This window comes from Nocardioides sp. P4_G4, assembly GCF_056401085.1.
Window position 1 is genome coordinate 19,772 of the sequence record NZ_JBFUKA010000023.1, and the last position, 13,054, is coordinate 32,825.

Genomic DNA, 13,054 nt, shown 5'->3' on the forward strand with positions numbered 1-13,054 from the left:
TCCGCTTTCCCTCGGGGCCGCTCCTAGACTTCGCAGCGTGCCCGCCGAATCCCCCGCTCACGGCCCCGCCGTCGAGATCGACGGCCTGGTCATGAGGTACGGCGACAAGGTGGCCGTCGACGGCCTCTCGCTGCGCGTCGAGCGCGGCACGATCACGGCGGTCCTCGGGCCCAACGGCGCCGGCAAGACCACCACCCTGGAGACCTGCGAGGGCTACCGGCGCCCCCGGTCCGGCACCGTCCGGGTGCTCGGCCTCGACCCGCACGCCGACCGCCGTGAGCTGCTCCCCCGCATCGGCGTGATGCTGCAGGCCGGTGGGGCGTGGTCCGGGGTCCGGGCCATGGAGATGCTCGACCACGTGGCCTCGCTGCACTCGGACCCGCTCGACACCGCGATGCTGAGCGACCGGCTCGGGCTCGGCGAGTGCGGCAGGACGCCGTACCGCCGGCTCTCCGGGGGCCAGCAGCAGCGGCTCGGGCTGGCCATGGCCCTCGTCGGGCGCCCCGAGCTCGTCTTCGTCGACGAGCCGACGGCCGGCATGGACCCCCAGGCCCGACGGGCCACCTGGGAGCTGCTCGAGGAGCTGCGCCGCGACGGGGTCACCGTCGTGCTGACCACCCACCACATGGACGAGGCCGAGCACCTCGCCGACACCATCCACATCATCGATCACGGCCGGCTGATCGCCTCCGGGTCGCCGACGGAGCTCACGAGCGGCGGCCGGTCCGCGACGATCCGCCTCGTGGTCACCCGGCCGTTCCCCGACGGCGCACCCGAGTCCCTGCGCACGGCGCTCGGCCCCGGGGCCGAGGTGACCCAGCTCGACGCGGTCAGCATGCTCATCACCGGCCCGGCCGACGGCAGCACCCTGGGCACGGTCTCGGCGTGGTGCGAGCGGCACGACGTGCTGCCCGAGTCGCTGTCGCTGGGCCGCCGCACCCTCGAGGACGTCTTCCTCGAGCTCACCGGGCACGAGCTGGTCGGATGAACCCCACCCCACGCACGGGCACCTTCACCCCGCGCCCCGGAGCGGCGCCCCTGCGCCGCCAGGTGGTCGCGCAGGCCCGCATGGAGTCGCGGCTGATGCTGCGCAACGGCGAGCAGCTGCTCCTGGCCATCGTCATCCCGGTCATCGTCCTCGTCGGCGGCGTCGCCGGCGCGGACCGGCTGGGCCTCGACCTCGAGGGGCACCGCGCCGTCGACGTCCTCACCCCGGGCGTGCTGGCCCTCGCGATCATGTCGACGGCGTTCACGTCGGTGGCCATCGCCACCGGCTTCGAGCGCCGGTACGGCGTGATCAAGCGGCTCGGCGCCTCACCGCTCCCCCGCCACGGCCTGCTGCTCGGCAAGGTCCTGGCCCTGCTCAACGTGGTGGCGCTCCAGCTGGTGTCGCTGGTCGTCGTGGGCCTCCTCCTGGGCTGGCGGCCGACGCTCGAGGCCCCGGCCACCTCGCTCGTCTCGGCGGTGCTCGCCGTCGCGGCCGGCACCTGGGCCTTCGCCTCGCTGGGACTCTTCGTCGCGGGGGTCCTGCGCGCCGAGGCGACCCTGGCGCTGGCCAACCTCGTCTACCTGCTCCTGATGGCCGCCGGCGGCGTGGTGCTGCCCACGTCGTCGTACGGCGCCGCGTCCGGCGTGATCCAGTGGCTGCCCTCGGCGGCCCTCGGCGACGCGATGCGATCCGCGCTCGTCGACGCCCACCTCGACCTGACCGCCCTGCTCGTCCTGATCGCCTGGGGTGCCATCGGCACCCTGCTGACCGCACGCACCTTCACCTGGGAATGACATTGACCCGCCTGCACCCCTCCACCCGCTTCCGACGACTCGCCTGGGCCCTGGCCGTGGCCAACCTCGTCGCCAACATCGGCATCGTCGTCACCGGCGGTGCCGTCCGCCTCACCGGCTCCGGCCTCGGCTGCCCGACCTGGCCGCGCTGCACCGACGACTCGTACGTCGCCCACGGCGAGCTGGGCTTCCACGGCGCGATCGAGTTCGGCAACCGGATGCTGACGTTCGTGCTGGTGGTCCTGGCCCTGGCGCTGTGGGTGACCATGCTGGTCGGCCTCGTCCGCAGCTGGCGCGGCGAGCGGGCATGGCGCCCGTTCTGGCTCGCGACCGTGGTGACGCTCGGCATCCCCGCCCAGGCGGTGATCGGCGGCATCACGGTGCACACCGACCTCAACCCGTGGATCGTGTCGCTGCACCTGCTGGTCTCGATGGCCATCATCGGCGTCTGCGTGGTGCTCCTCGACGAGCTGCGCTCCCCCGACCGGGACGCCTCCCCCCGCGTGGCGGCGCTGACCTGGGCGGTCTTCGCCGTCACCTGGGTCGTCCTCTACCTCGGGACGGTGGTGACCGGCAGCGGCCCGCACTCGGGCGACCTGGACTCGCGTCGTACGGGACTGGACCCGCAGGTCATGTCACACGTCCACGCGGCGGCGGTCTACCTGCTGCTCGCCCTGACGCTCGGCCTGGTCGTCCTCGCGCGCCGGGTCGGGACCCCGACGCTGGCTCGGGCCGCGCTGGTCCTGCTGGTGCTCGAGGTGGCGCAGGGCCTCGTGGGCTTCGTGCAGTACGTCACCGACCTGCCCGAGGTGCTGGTCGGCATCCACATGCTCGGCGCCGCACTGATCTCCGCGAGCGTCACCTGGGTGGTCTTGGCCGCCCGGGCGCGGCACCGCGCCTGACGCATCCGGCTGCCCGCCGGGCTGGTCGCTCTCGTCAGCGGATGAGCGGGTCCAGCGCGACCGCGACGAACAGCAGGCTGAGGTACAGGTTCGAGTGGTGGAACAGCCGCATCGGGGCGATCTCCGACAGCTCGTCCGAGGCCTTGGCCCGGCGCCACATGCGGTGCGCCTCCACCAGGAAGACCGCGCCGAGCACGCCCGCGGCCACCGGGTAGAACCAGCCGGTGTCGGCGACGGGCCACAGCAGCAGCGACGTGGCCACCATCACCCAGCTGTAGATCAGGATCTGGCGACCCACCTCGGCGGCCGGGGCGACCACGGGGAGCATCGGCACGTCCACGCCCGCGTAGTCCTCGCGGTAGCGCAGGGCCAGCGCCCACGTGTGCGGGGGCGTCCAGAAGAAGACGACGAGGAAGAGCACGACCGGCGTCCACGCGAGCTCGCCGGTCACGGCCGTCCAGCCGATCAACGCCGGGAAGCAGCCGGCCAGCCCGCCCCAGACGATGTTCTGGGTGGTGCGCCGCTTGAGGACCATCGTGTAGACGATCACGTAGAAGGCGTTGGCCCCCAGCGACAGGGCGGCCGAGAGCCAGTTGACCCACAGCGCGAGCACCACGGTCGAGAGGACCGCCAGCACGGTCGCGAACACCAGCGCCGACCGCGCCGACACGATGTGCCGGGGCAGGGCGCGACGTCGCGTGCGGCGCATCTGCTCGTCGATGTCGCGGTCGTAGACGCAGTTGTACGTCGACGCCGAGCCGGCCGACAGGGCGCCGCCCACGACGGTCGCGACGACCAGGCCCAGCGGCGGGATGCCGCGGGCGGCGAAGAACATCACGGGCACGGTGGTGAGCAGCAGCAGCTCGATGACGCGCGGCTTGGTGAGGCCGACGTACGCGGCGACGACGTCGCGGAAGGGTGCGCGCCCGGAAGCTCCACCCACCTCGCCCGACGGTGTCGACGGCACGGCAGCGGAGGCCGATCGGCCGGCGTGGGACACGGTATGGAACCTCGATGAAGGGGAACTGATGCGTTGTCGAGTCTAGCCCGCGACATGAGTAGGCTCGGAGGTGCCTGCCCATGAACGTCCGAGAGGATCTCTGTGCCTTCCACTCCCCCCGCGCTCGACTGGAACGAACTCGACTCGAAGGCCGTGGACACGGCGCGGGTCCTGGCCATGGACTCCGTGCAGAAGGTCGGCAACGGCCACCCCGGCACGGCGATGAGCCTGGCGCCGGCGGCGTACCTGCTGTTCCAGAAGGTCATGCGGCACAACCCCGCCGACCCGCACTGGCCCGGTCGCGACCGGTTCGTGCTCTCGGCCGGCCACAGCTCCATCACCCTCTACACCCAGCTCTTCCTGGGCGGTTGGGGCCTGGAGCTCGAGGACCTCAAGTCGCTGCGCACCTGGGGATCCAAGACCCCGGGCCACCCCGAGCACGGCCACACCGCGGGCGTCGAGACCACCACCGGTCCGCTCGGACAGGGTGTCGGCAATGCCGTGGGCATGGCCATGGCCGCCCGGCGTGAGCGAGGCCTCCTCGACCCGGGTGCCGCCGAGGGCGGATCGCCCTTCGACCACCACGTCTATGCCATCTGCAGCGACGGCGACCTGCAGGAGGGCGTGAGCGCCGAGGCCTCCTCGATCGCCGGCACCCAGCAGCTCGGCAACCTCACAGTCATCTACGACGCCAACCGCATCTCCATCGAGGGCGACACCGACGTCGCCTTCACCGAGGACGTCGGCAAGCGCTACGAGGCCTACGGCTGGCACGTCCAGACCGTCGACTGGACCCACGACGGCACGAAGTACGTCGAGGACATCGATCAGCTGCACGAGGCCGTGCGCGCCGCCGAGGCGGTCACCGACCAGCCCAGCCTGATCGTGATGCGCACCGTCATCGCCTGGCCGGCCCCGCACGCGCAGGGCACCGGCGCCGCGCACGGCTCCGCCCTCGGCGCCGACGAGGTCGCGGCGACCAAGAAGATCCTCGGCTTCGACCCCGAGAAGCACTTCGAGGTGCCCGAGGACGTGCTGGAGCAGACGCGGTCGCTCGTGGCCCGCGGCAAGGAGGCCCAGGCCGCCTGGGACGAGCAGTTCGCCGCCTGGCGCGACAGCGCGTCGAAGGAGACGCTGGCCACCTGGGAGCGCATGCAGACCCGCGCCCTGCCCGACGGCCTCGCCGACGCCCTGCCGACGTACGACGCCGACCCCAAGGGCGTCGCGACCCGCAAGGCCTCCGGGGCCGTCATCAACGCGGTCGCCGCGGTCATGCCCGAGCTGTGGGGCGGGTCGGCCGACCTCGCCGAGTCCAACAACACGACCATCAGCGACGCGCCGTCGTTCATCCCCAAGGACCGCTCGACCGACCAGTGGGACGGGGACCCCGAGGCCGGCCGGGTGCTGCACTTCGGCATCCGCGAGCACGGGATGGGCGCGATCCTCAACGGCATCACCCTGCACGGCGGCACCCGCGTCTTCGGTGGGACGTTCCTCACGTTCTCCGACTACATGCGCGGCTCGGTGCGCCTCGCGGCGCTGATGGGACTGCCCGTCACCTACGTGTGGACCCACGACTCCATCGGCCTCGGCGAGGACGGCCCGACCCACCAGCCGATCGAGCACCTCGCCGCGCTGCGTGCCATCCCTGGCCTGGACGTCGTACGCCCCGCCGACGCCAACGAGACGGCCGCCGCCTGGCACGCGGTGCTCCAGCACACCGACCGTCCCGCCGGCATCGCCCTGACCCGTCAGAACGTCCCGGTCTTCCCCCGGGGAGCCGAGGGCTACAGCGACACCAGCAACGTCCACCGCGGTGGCTACGTCCTGCTGGACGTCGAGGGCGGGCTGCCCGACGTGGTCCTGGTCGGCACCGGCTCGGAGGTCCAGATCGCCGTGGCCGCCCGCGACCTCCTCGCCGAGGACGGCATCCGCGCCCGCGTGGTGTCGATGCCCTGCCGCGAGTGGTTCGACGAGCAGGAGCAGGCCTACCGCGAGAGCGTCATCCCGCCCACCGTCAAGGCCCGCGTCTCCGTCGAGGCCGGCGTGGCCCAGGGCTGGCGCGAGATCGTCGGCGACCACGGCCGCATCGTCTCGATCGACACCTACGGCGCCTCGGCCGACTACGCCCGGATCTACCAGGAGTACGGCCTGACCGGCGAGGCGGTCGCCGACGCCGCCCGCGACAGCATCCGGGTCTCCACCGACTGAACCACCGGTTCGCCGGACACCTCAAGCAGTGACATCAGGAGGAACCATGAGTGATCGCATGAAGGCCCTCGCAGACGCGGGCGTGTCCATCTGGCTCGACGACCTGTCCCGTGAGCGCATCGAGACCGGCAACCTCGCCGAGCTCATGGAGTCGCGCTCCGTCGTCGGCGTCACCACCAATCCCTCGATCTTCGCCGCCGCGCTGGCCGAGGGCGAGCGGTACGACGCCCAGGTGCGTGAGCTCGCCGCCGAGGGCGCCGACGTGGACGCCACCGTGTTCGCGCTGACCACCACCGACGTGCGCCAGGCCTGCGACATCCTGAAGCCGGCGTACGACGCCAGCAACGGCGTCGACGGTCGGGTGTCGATCGAGGTCGCCCCGACGCTGGCCTTCGACACCGACGCCACGACCGCGGCGGCCGAGAAGCTGTGGGCCGAGGTCGATCGCGACAACCTGCTCATCAAGATCCCGGCCACCACCGAGGGCGCCCCGGCGATCACCACCGTCCTGGGCAAGGGCATCAGCGTCAACGTGACGCTGATCTTCGGCCTCGAGCGCTACCGCGGGGTCATGGAGGCGTACGTCGCCGGTCTCGAGCAGGCCCGCGACAACGGCCACGACCTGTCCCGGATCCACTCCGTCGCGTCGTTCTTCGTCTCCCGGGTGGACAGCGAGATCGACAAGCGGCTCGAGGCGATCGGCGGCGACGAGGCTCTCGGCCTGCGCGGCAAGGCAGGCGTGGCCAACGCCGTCCTCGCGTACCGCGACTTCGAGGAGTTCTTCTCCGGCGAGCGCTGGGAGGCGCTCGCGGCCGCCGGAGCGAACGCCCAGCGTCCGCTGTGGGCCTCGACGGGAGTCAAGAACCCCGACTACCGCGACACGATGTACATCACCGACCTGGTGGTCCGCGACACCGTCAACACCATGCCGGAGAAGACCATGGAGGCCTTCGCCGACCACGGTGAGGTCGAGGGCGACCGGGTCACCACGACGTACGCCGAGGCACAGTCCGTGATGGACCGGCTCGCGGCCGTCGGCGTCGACTACGACGACGTGATCGCCACCCTCGAGCAGGAGGGCGTGGAGAAGTTCGAGGCCTCGTGGGCCGAGCTGCTCGACACCGTGTCCGGCCAGCTCAAGTCCGCGGGTGAGGGCACGCCGGCGTGACGTCGTCGCCCGTCGACGCGGTGACCACCGCGGCATGGACGGAGCTCGCCGCGCTCGCGGCGAGCTCCTCGCCGGACCTCCGGGCCTGGTTCGCCGAGGACCCCTCGCGGGTCGAGCGCCACACCCACACGGCCGGCGACCTGTTCGTGGACCTCTCCAAGAACCTCGTCGACGACGAGATCCTGGCGGCGCTGCTGGCGCTGGCCGAGCAGGTGGGCCTGACCGAGCGGCGTGACGCCATGCTCCGCGGTGAGCGGATCAACGTCACCGAGGACCGGGCCGTGCTGCACACCGCGCTGCGCCAGCCGGCGGGCGCGGTCGTCGAGGTCGACGGCCACGACGTCGTGCCGGACGTGCACGAGGTGCTCCAGCGGGTCTACGCGTTCGCCGAGCGGGTCCGCTCCGGGGAGTGGACCGGGGCGACCGGGCAGCGGATCGCCACGGTCGTCAACATCGGCATCGGCGGGTCCGACCTGGGTCCGGTGATGGCCTACGAGGCCCTGGCGCCCTACGTCCAGGACGGCCTCGAGTGCCGGTTCATCAGCAACATCGACCCGACGGACTGCGCCACCACGCTGGCCGGCCTGGACCCGGCCACGACGCTCTTCATCGTCTCGAGCAAGACCTTCGGCACCCTCGAGACGCTCACCAACGCCCGCCTGTGCAAGGCCTGGCTGCTCGACGRCCTGCGCGACGCCGGGTCGATCGACGGGTCGGAGGGTGACGACGCCGACGCCGTGGCCAAGCACTTCGTGGCCGTCTCCACGGCACTGGACAAGGTCGCCGACTTCGGGATCGACCCCGACAACGCCTTCGGCTTCTGGGACTGGGTCGGCGGGCGCTACTCCCTGGACTCCGCCATCGGGACCTCGCTCGCCGTCGCCATCGGTCCGGAGGCGTTCGCCGACCTCCTGGCCGGCATGCACGCCATGGACGAGCACTTCCGCACCACCGACCTGGCGCACAACGTGCCGGCGCTGATGGGGCTGCTCAACGTCTGGTACGTCAACTTCCTCGGCGCCGAGACCCACGCCGTGCTCCCCTACAGCCAGCTGCTGCACCGCTTCCCGGCGTACCTCCAGCAGCTGACCATGGAGTCCAACGGCAAGGGCGTCCGCTGGGACGGCACCCCCGTCACCACGGAGACCGGCGAGGTCTTCTGGGGAGAGCCCGGCACCAACGGGCAGCACGCCTTCTACCAGCTGATCCACCAGGGCACCCGGCTCGTGCCGGCGGACTTCATCGCCGTCGCCAACCCGGCGTACCCGCTGCGCGACGATGCCGCCGGGGACGGGCAGGGTGCCGACGTGCACGAGCTGTTCCTCGCCAACTTCTTCGCCCAGACGGCGGCGCTGGCCTTCGGCAGGACGGCCGACGAGGTGCGTGCCGAGGGCACCGACGAGGCGGTCGTCCCCGCCCGGGTCTTCACCGGCAACCGGCCGACGACGTCGATCATGGCGCCGTCGCTGACCCCCTCCGTGCTCGGACAGCTCATCGCGCTCTACGAGCACATCACCTTCACCCAGGGCGTGGTGTGGGGCATCGACAGCTTCGACCAGTGGGGCGTCGAGCTCGGCAAGCAGCTGGCCCAGCAGGTGGGCCCGGCCGTCGCCGGGGACGCCGACGCGCTGGCCGAGCAGGACGCCTCCACCCGTTCCCTGGTCTCCTACTACCTGGCCCACCGCGGCTGATCGGCGGCGAGATGCGCACCAACCCCCTCCGGGATCCCCAGGACCGGCGGCTCCCCCGCATCGCGGGACCGTCGAGCCTGGTGCTCTTCGGCGTCACCGGCGACCTGTCCCGCAAGAAGGTCATGCCGGCGATCTACGACCTGGCCAACCGCGGGCTGCTGCCGCCGGGCTTCTCCCTGATCGGCTTCGCACGCCGGGACTGGGCCGACCAGGACTTCGCGCAGATTGTGTACGACGCGGTCAAGGAGCACGCGCGCACGCCCTTCCGCGAGGAGGTGTGGCGCCAGCTCTCCGAGGGCTTCCGGTTCGTCCCGGGCAACTTCGACGACGACGAGGCGTTCGCCACCCTGGGCCGGACGATGCGCGAGCTCGACGAGGCGCGCGGCACCGGCGGCAACACGGCCTTCTACCTCGCGATCCCCCCGGGCTTCTTCGGCACCGTGGTGGGTCAGCTCAAGGAGCACGGCCTCGCCGAGCCGAGCATCGACTCCACCGGGATGCCCTCGTGGCGCCGCGTGGTCGTGGAGAAGCCCTTCGGCCACGACCTCGAGTCGGCGCGTGAGCTGAACGACATACTCGCTCCGGTCTTCCCGTCGGGATCGATCTTCCGGATCGACCACTACCTCGGCAAGGAGACCGTCCAGAACATCCTGGCGATGCGCTTCGCCAACAACATGTTCGAGCCGATCTGGAACGCCAACTACGTCGACCACGTGCAGATCACCATGGCCGAGGACATCGGCATCGGGGGGCGCGCCGGCTACTACGACGGCATCGGCGCCGCCCGCGACGTCATCCAGAACCACCTCCTCCAGCTGATGGCGCTGGTCGCCATGGAGGAGCCGACCGCCTTCGACGCCGAGCAGCTGCGGATCGAGAAGCAGAAGGTGCTCTCGTCGGTGGTCCTGCCGTCGCGCCTCGACACCACGACGGCCCGCGGGCAGTACGCCCCGGGCTGGCAGGGGGGCGAGAAGGTCATCGGCTTCCTCGAGGAGGAGGGCATCAGGCGCACGTCCAAGACCGAGACGTACGCCGCGATCACCGTGCACGTCGACACCCGCCGCTGGGCGGGGGTGCCGTTCTACCTGCGCACCGGCAAGCGCCTGGGGCGGCGGGTCACCGAGGTGGCCGTGGTCTTCAAGCGCGCACCGCACCTGCCCTTCAACGCCACGGCGACCGAGGAGCTCACGCAGAACGCGCTGGTCATCCGGGTGCAGCCCGACGAGGGGCTCACCATGCGGTTCGGCTCCAAGGTGCCGGGCACCGCGATGGAGATCCGCGACGTCAACATGGACTTCGCGTACGGCGGCTCCTTCACCGAGGCGAGCGCCGAGGCCTACGAGCGGCTCATCCTCGACGTCCTGCTCGGCGACCCGCCCCTCTTCCCGCGCCACGAGGAGGTCGAGCTGTCGTGGAAGATCCTCGACCCGATCCTCGAGCACTGGGCCCGCAAGGGGAAGCCGGAGGCCTACCCGGCCGGCACGTGGGGGCCCGAGTCGGCCGACAAGATGCTCGCCCGCGACGGACGCACCTGGAGGCGACCATGACCACCTTCGAGCTCGAGAACACCAACTCCTCGGGGATCGCGGCCGAGTTCGTGCGGGCCCGCACCCGCGCCGGCTCGCCCGCCATGGGCATGGTGATGACGCTGATCATCGTCGTGCCCGACGACGACGCGGAGACCGCCATGCAGGCCGCTCAGCGGGCTTCGCGCGAGCACCCCGCCCGGGTGCTGGGCGTCATCCTCGGTGACGGGCGGGGCAAGGCCCAGGTGGACGCGACCGTCGCCACGGGCGGCGGGTGGGGTGGCGAGCACGCCCTCATCCGCCTGAGTGGCGAGGTGGTGCGCTACGCCGAGTCGGTGGTCCTGCCGCTGCTGCTGCCCGACTCCCCCGTCGCCATCTGGTGGCCCACCGAGCCGCCGGACCAGCCGGCCGAGGACCCGCTGGGCGCCCTCGCCAAGCGCCGGATCACCGATTCGGCGGCCGCCAAGCGCGGCAAGTCGTCGGTGATGCTGCGACAGTGCCAGGCCTACGCGCCCGGCAACACCGACCTGAGCTGGACCCGACTCACCCCGTGGCGTGCGCTGCTGGCCGCGGCGCTGGACCAGCACCCGCTCAAGGTGACCCGGGCCTCGGTGGCCGCGGAGCGCATCAGTCCCAGCGCCGACCTCCTCGTGGCGTGGCTCAACGACCGGCTCAAGGTGCCCGTCGAGCGGCACACCTCCGACGGGCCGGGCATCACCCACGTGGTGATGGACACCAAGCAGGGCCCCATCACCATCGCCCGCGACGACGGCCGGCTGGCCACGTTCTCCTCGCCCGGGCGCCCCGACCGGCCGGTCGCGCTCAAGCGTCGCGAGGTCCCGGCCCTGCTGACCGAGGAGCTGCGCCGCCTCGACGAGGACGACATCTACGCCGCCACCGCCAAGCGCCTCGTCGCCCTCGACAAGGAGGCCTGACGATGGCCGACGCTCCCCGCGTCGTCGTGCACGAGGACGCCCAGACGTTGGCGGGCGACGTCGCCTCGTTGCTGCTCGACCGCCTCGAGTCTGCACAGGGTCGGGGCGAGGTCCCGCACGTCGGGCTCACCGGCGGCACCATCGCCGATGCCATCCACCGCGAGGTGGCCCGTCGCGCGGTGGACTCCTCCGTGGACTGGACCCGGGTCGCCTTCTGGTGGGGTGACGAGCGCTTCGTGGAGGCCGACTCCCCCGACCGCAACGCTCGCCAGGCCCGGGAGGCACTGCTGGACGGGCTGGGTGTGGACCCGGACAACGTGCACGAGGTCCCCGCCGCGGACGCCGTGGCGACCGCGGAGGACGCGGCGGCGGCGTACTCCCACGCGATGCGCACGCAGGGCGTCGGGTTCTTCGAGGTCCTGATGCTCGGCGTCGGGCCGGACGGCCACATCGCGTCCCTCTTCCCCGGTCACCCGGGGCTGGACGAGACCGACCAGATCGCGATCGCGGTGCACGACTCTCCCAAGCCGCCGCCGGACCGGGTGTCGCTGACCTTCGAGGCCATGGACCGCGCCAAGGCCGTGTGGTTCCTGGTCAGCGGGGCGGAGAAGGCCGACGCCGTCGCCTCCGCGCTCGCCGGTGGCGACGTCCACGAGATCCCCGCGCGGGGTGTGGTCGGGACGGACGAGACGCTCTGGCTTCTCGACGAGGCTGCCGCGTCCTCCCTCTGACCGACCGGGCACTTCATGGCGCCTGGACCGTGCCGACCGGGCACTTCCTGGCGCCTGGACCGTGCCGACCGGGCACCTGCGCGCGTTTGGATGGTCAGCGACCCAGATCGATGTACGTCGTCCCGCCCAGGCCGAGCTGCCGGCGCGCGAGCTCGAACCCCTCCCGCAGGCGCAGACCGACGAGGTCCTGGCCGTACACGTGGTGCTTGAAGAAGACGCCCATGACCCAGTCCCTCTCGTCCTCCAGCCAGCGGATCCGCGCCTCGTCGTGCTCCCGCCGGTCCTCGTCGTGCCACTCCTCACCGAAGTACTCCGCCCCGTATCGCGTCTCCTCGTGACCGAGGTCGATGCGGAACCGCGGTACGTCGCCGTCGTACACCCAGATCTGGGTCTGCGGCCTGGGCAGCTGCGCCTCGTGCCAGTGCAGTCGGAGGGCGCTCTCCGGCTGCGACTCCGCGCCGCTGTCCCCCAGGGGCGCCAACGCCCGGAGCTGGACGACTCCACGGAAGCCCTTGAAGCGCTCCGCCTCACGGAGCACCTCGCCCTGGTCGACGCCGATCCGCAGGAAGCCGTCGATCGCGCCCAGCGCGTCGTACCTCCAGAGCAACCGACCGAGGTCGCACGCGGTCCGCAGTGGCGTCGTCACCTGGAGTCCGCCGATGACCATGACGTCGCGCGGCACCAGGTCGCGTACGCCGCTGTGGACGCCACCGCGCCGCATCCTGCTGCCGTCCCGGCTGAACACGTCGAGGGCCGGCATCTCGTGGATCGCACTGCGGGGCAGGGCATCGACCCCGTGGATCCAGGCCGCCAGTCGGTCCACCGCGACGGCGTGGTCGGGGACCACGAGCCGCACCGCGCTCACCCGGAGACGCAGCGAGTCGGGCACCTGCGTGGCGACCAGCACCCCCCGCAGCACGGGACGCAGCAGCCCGGTCTCCACGAGCCGACGTCTCAGGCGCGCACCGACGCCGGCCGACTCGGCGTACGCCGCCGTGAACGGGCGGTCGACCGGGAACGGCGCATCTGTTCCGAGCAGGATCGCGTCGCGACACCAGGTTGGAAGTCGTCGGCCCATGCGCCCACGCTGCCCGAATCCGGGGTCACA

The 13,054-nt window shown here is 71.8% G+C and carries 11 protein-coding genes; 9 read left to right on the plus strand and 2 right to left on the minus strand.

Annotation, left to right across the window (positions count from 1 at the left end):
• Window positions 1-37: 37 nt before the first annotated feature.
• From AC1DQF_RS07440 to AC1DQF_RS07450, 3 genes are read left to right on the plus strand one after another with little or no spacing between them, the layout of a single operon-like run.
• On the plus strand, window positions 38-988 hold the full coding sequence (locus AC1DQF_RS07440; RefSeq protein ID WP_477524575.1) for an ABC transporter ATP-binding protein: 951 nt from the start codon (window positions 38-40) through the stop codon (window positions 986-988).
• Window positions 985-1,782, plus strand: coding sequence for an ABC transporter permease (locus AC1DQF_RS07445; protein ID WP_477524576.1), 798 nt, complete (start codon window positions 985-987; stop codon window positions 1,780-1,782). Before AC1DQF_RS07440 ends, AC1DQF_RS07445 begins: the two co-directional genes overlap by 4 nt.
• Complete coding sequence (locus tag AC1DQF_RS07450) at window positions 1,779-2,684, plus strand: COX15/CtaA family protein (protein ID WP_477524577.1); 906 nt, start codon at window positions 1,779-1,781, stop codon at window positions 2,682-2,684. Before AC1DQF_RS07445 ends, AC1DQF_RS07450 begins: the two co-directional genes overlap by 4 nt.
• A gap of 34 nt (window positions 2,685-2,718) precedes the next feature.
• Here AC1DQF_RS07450 and AC1DQF_RS07455 read toward each other — a convergent pair whose 3' ends face one another.
• Window positions 2,719-3,627, minus strand: coding sequence for a heme o synthase (locus tag AC1DQF_RS07455; protein ID WP_477524578.1), 909 nt, complete (start codon window positions 3,625-3,627; stop codon window positions 2,719-2,721).
• Window positions 3,628-3,861: 234 nt separating this feature from the next.
• On the opposite strand from AC1DQF_RS07455, the gene tkt reads away from it, so the two are divergent.
• Genes tkt through pgl form a run of 6 tightly spaced genes read left to right on the plus strand, consistent with a single transcriptional unit; the run spans window position 3,862 to window position 11,946 of the window.
• On the plus strand, window positions 3,862-5,895 hold the full coding sequence (gene tkt / locus AC1DQF_RS07460) for a transketolase (protein ID WP_477524598.1): 2,034 nt from the start codon (window positions 3,862-3,864) through the stop codon (window positions 5,893-5,895).
• 46 nt (window positions 5,896-5,941) lie between these two features.
• The gene (tal, locus tag AC1DQF_RS07465; protein ID WP_477524579.1) at window positions 5,942-7,063 is read left to right on the plus strand and encodes a transaldolase; all 1,122 of its coding nucleotides are present in this window, start codon (window positions 5,942-5,944) and stop codon (window positions 7,061-7,063) included.
• On the plus strand, window positions 7,060-8,754 hold the full coding sequence (gene pgi / locus AC1DQF_RS07470) for a glucose-6-phosphate isomerase (RefSeq protein ID WP_477524580.1): 1,695 nt from the start codon (window positions 7,060-7,062) through the stop codon (window positions 8,752-8,754). The genes tal and pgi overlap by 4 nt, the downstream gene beginning before the upstream one ends.
• An 11-nt stretch (window positions 8,755-8,765) precedes the next feature.
• Window positions 8,766-10,301: a glucose-6-phosphate dehydrogenase gene (gene zwf, locus AC1DQF_RS07475; RefSeq protein WP_477524581.1), complete on the plus strand. Its 1,536-nt coding sequence runs from the start codon at window positions 8,766-8,768 to the stop codon at window positions 10,299-10,301.
• The gene (locus tag AC1DQF_RS07480; RefSeq protein ID WP_477524582.1) at window positions 10,298-11,215 is read left to right on the plus strand and encodes a glucose-6-phosphate dehydrogenase assembly protein OpcA; all 918 of its coding nucleotides are present in this window, start codon (window positions 10,298-10,300) and stop codon (window positions 11,213-11,215) included. The genes zwf and AC1DQF_RS07480 overlap by 4 nt, the downstream gene beginning before the upstream one ends.
• 2 nt (window positions 11,216-11,217) lie before the next feature.
• Entirely contained in the window at window positions 11,218-11,946 is a 729-nt protein-coding gene (pgl, locus tag AC1DQF_RS07485; protein ID WP_477524583.1) for a 6-phosphogluconolactonase, read from the plus strand.
• A 94-nt stretch (window positions 11,947-12,040) separates the two neighbouring features.
• On the opposite strand, the gene AC1DQF_RS07490 is transcribed toward pgl, so the two are convergent.
• The gene (locus AC1DQF_RS07490) at window positions 12,041-13,024 is read right to left on the minus strand and encodes a type IV toxin-antitoxin system AbiEi family antitoxin domain-containing protein (RefSeq protein WP_477524584.1); all 984 of its coding nucleotides are present in this window, start codon (window positions 13,022-13,024) and stop codon (window positions 12,041-12,043) included.
• Window positions 13,025-13,054: the final 30 nt, after the last annotated feature.